This window comes from Mycobacterium asiaticum DSM 44297 (assembly GCF_000613245.1).
Classification (GTDB): Bacteria; Actinomycetota; Actinomycetes; order Mycobacteriales; family Mycobacteriaceae; genus Mycobacterium; species Mycobacterium asiaticum.
Map to the genome: position 1 here is coordinate 1,448,622 of NZ_HG964937.1, position 3,534 is coordinate 1,452,155.

Annotated in this window: 2 protein-coding genes and 1 pseudogene; 2 read left to right on the plus strand and 1 reads right to left on the minus strand. The window is 61.2% G+C overall.

The window, feature by feature from the left end; all coding sequences use genetic code 11:
• Positions 1-274 (minus strand): hypothetical protein (locus tag BN972_RS30515; RefSeq protein ID WP_235192481.1); only part of this gene is annotated, 274 nt, incomplete at its 3' end.
• A gap of 535 nt (positions 275-809) precedes the next feature.
• On the opposite strand from BN972_RS30515, the pseudogene BN972_RS31225 reads away from it, so the two are divergent.
• Positions 810-1,511 (plus strand): annotated as a pseudogene (locus BN972_RS31225) (PPE family protein); the annotation flags it as partial.
• 587 nt (positions 1,512-2,098) lie between these two features.
• On the plus strand, positions 2,099-3,534 hold a 1,436-nt coding region (locus BN972_RS17135), incomplete at its 3' end, for a PPE family protein (protein ID WP_036360100.1).

Below are 3,534 nucleotides of genomic sequence, written 5' to 3' on the forward strand. Positions count from 1 at the left end.
GTACGGCGTTGGGGTCGATGGATTTGCCGACGTTGAGTATCCCGGGCATTAGTGTTCCGTCGTTTAGTATTCCGGCGGGTACGGCATTGGGGTCGATGAATTTGCCCACAATCAGCATTCCCTCGATAACCGTCCCGTCGATATCACTACCCGCCGGCACCACCATCGGCGGCTTCAACCTACCCGCCCTCTCCACCCCATCGATCCACGTCGACAGCATTTCGACCGCGTCGTTCGTCATACCTGCCATCGGCTGGTCGCAGCCGATCAGCACGCCTCAAATCCTCATAAATGGCTTCGGGGTGCCGTTCGATCTCACGTACCGGACAAATGTGCTGACTTTGCAGGCGCCGTTGGATATCGTCCCGGCCAATATCGCCGGCGTGTTCGGCATCGGTTCGTTCTACTTACCGAACATGACCGTCATGCCGTATACGTTGAACGCGCCCATCACGGTCAGCGGATTCAGTCTGCCCGAATTCACCATTCCGGGCATAAGCGTCAATCCGATCAGCGTCAGCGGTTTCACCCTTCCCGCCATTACGACACCACAGTTCACGACTCCGCAGCTGAATATCGGTCGAATCGGGTTGGGGCCCTTCAGCCTTCCGGACATCACGACGCCGGCGTTTACGACGCCGCCGTTGGAGATTGGGCGTATTGGGTTGGGTGGGTTCGAGTTGCCTGACATTGTGACGCCGGCGTTTACGACGCCGCCGTTGGAGATTGGGCGTATTGGGTTGGGTGGGTTCGAGTTGCCCGACATTGTGACGCCGGCGTTTACGACGCCGCCGTTGGAGATTGGGCGTATTGGGTTGGGTGGGTTCGAGTTGCCCGACATTGTGACGCCGGCGTTTACGACGCCGCCGTTGGAGATCGGCCGGATCGGTCTTGGTGGGTTCACGCTGCCGGACATCGTGACGCAGGCGTTCCGGACCCAGCCGTTCACCATCGACCCGATCGGCCTGGGCCCGTCCAGTCTGCCGGACATCACGACACCGGCGTTCCGGACCCAGCCGTTCACCATCGACCCGATCGGGCTGAGCGCATTTACATTGCCCGGCATCACCACAGCGGCGTTCACCACTCCGCCGCTGAGCATTCCCCCGTTCGGGCTCGCGGCCTTCAATACTCCCCCGCTCGTAATCCCCAGCATCCACATGCCAAGCACCACCATTGCCGGATTCTCCATACCGCCGGCGCCTGGCTACCTCAACTCGACGGTCGCGCCATCGTCCGGCTTCTTCAACTCGGGCGCCGGAGGCAATTCCGGGTTCGCCAACAACGGGGCCGGCCTGTCGGGTTGGTTCAATTCCAACGGGTCCGGCCTGCTCGGTGGATCTGGCTACCAGAACTTTGGTGGCCTGGTCTCCGGCTTCAACAACTTCGGCAGCGGTGTGTCGGGGTTCGCCAACACCGGTGTCCTGGATCTGGCGCTCCGAAGCGTCGTCTCCGGCCTTGGAAACATCGGCAACAACCTGTCCGGCCTGTTCTTCAAGGGCACCACGTAACGACAGCTGAACTAGTACGCAATTCGCGCCTGCCACCCACGGCGGGCGCGAATTGCATTGTGCCGCAGCTACGGCAAGGTGAGGCCGCGACACCAACCCGAGGCAGCACCGCTGAATTCCGGCACCGGCACCGTCGCCGGTGAGCCTGCTTCATGCGCGGCGCCGAAAATTACTACCTATCCGGGTTACGCAATCGTGAATCCGAAATCGTCAATTTGGTTTGCATGTGAGCGCCATATGTAAAGGAAAAATTGACGTTCGAAGATCACCGCAGCGGAGACGGTGCTCCATAAAACCCGAGGTAGCCGCGGTGCGCGGACCCGTGATCGGTCCGACTGAGCTTGACATTTCCGACGGAACTATTGCTCCAATGTTGTTTTGTAAAGCAACTAGTCAGCGCGACGGTACAAATATCACGATCAAATAACGGTTACATCACGGTTCAATAAAGCAAGCTATTTCGAGTTAATGACACTTGTACCTTTCCCGCTACAACATCGAGCTTGACGACAACCGCGTGTGCCGGGGGGCGTGCGGGTTGCCGGGAGCTGTCATCGGTGTGACGCGACACAGGAGAGGTTCGGACGATGAATTTTTCGGTGCTACCCCCGGAGATCAACTCGGCGCTGATATCCGCCGGTGCAGGCTCGGAGCCGATGTTGGCGGCCGCGGCGGCTTGGGAAGAGTTGGCGGACGAGCTGGCCTCAGCCGCATCGTCTTTCGAGGCCGTGACTTCTGGTTTGGTCAACGGAGCATGGCATGGGCCAGCCGCGGCGGCGATGGCTGAGGCGGCCGTCCCGTATGCCGGGTGGCTGAGCGCGGCGGCGGCGCAGGCGGCACGGGCGGCGGTACATGCCAGCACGTTGGTAGCCGAATTCGAGGCCGTTCGTTTGGCAATGGTGCCCACTGCGTTGGTGGAGGCGAACCGTAGCTCGTTGGTTTCCCTGGTCCTGTCGAACATCTTTGGACAGAATGCGCCCGCCATTGCCACCGTCGAATCTCTCTACGAGGAGATGTGGGCGCTGGATGTATCGGCCATGTCGGCCTACCACGCCGGAGCCTCCGCCGTGGCGTCGGCGCTGGCGCCGTTCGCCCAGCCGTTGCGGAGTCTGGCCGGCGCTATTGCGGGTGCGCCCGGGGCGGCGGCGACGCCCTCCCTCACGGCGGACAGGGTCCCCAACATCAGCTTGGGACTGGCCAATATCGGCGGCGGGAACTTCGGCAACGGCAACTTCGGCTTCAGCAACATCGGCGGCGGCAACCTAGGAAACTCAAACTTCGGTTGGGCCAACTCCGGGGCGGCCAACCTCGGATTCGCCAACCTAGGTACCGGGAACTTCGGTCTGGGGAACCTGGGCGCCAACAATTTCGGGTTCGGAAACGCCGGCATCGGCAACATCGGGTTCGGTAACAGCGGTAACGGCAACATCGGCATCGGCCTGATCGGTGACGGGCAGATCGGCATCGGCGGGCTGAACTCCGGCACTGGGAACATCGGGCTGTTCAACTCGGGCAACGGAAACATCGGATTCTTCAACTCGGGCAACGGCAACTTCGGCATCGGCAACTCGGGCAGTTTCAACAGCGGGTTGTGGAGTTCTGGATCGGGCAACACCGGCTTTTTCAACACCGGATCGTTCAACACCGGGGCCCTGAACGTCGGGGATGCCAACACCGGAACGCTCAACGTTGGCAGCTTCAACATGGGCAACTTCAACCCGGGCGCGTCGAATACCGGGTCTTTCAACACCGGGTCGGCGAATACCGGCTTCCTCAACGCTGGGAATACCAACACAGGTTTCCTGAACTTCGGCGACATGAACAACGGCGTTTTCAACACGGGCCAGGCGAACACCGGCGTGTTCTATCGCGGTGTGGGCCAGGGCAGTTACAACGTCGTCATGGCAACCCCGGATTTGATGTTGCCGCCGCTCGAGATCCCGGGCATCGACGTTCCGGCGTTCAACCTGCCGGCGCTGAGCATCCCACCGATCACCATCCCCCCGATATCGATTCCGGCGGG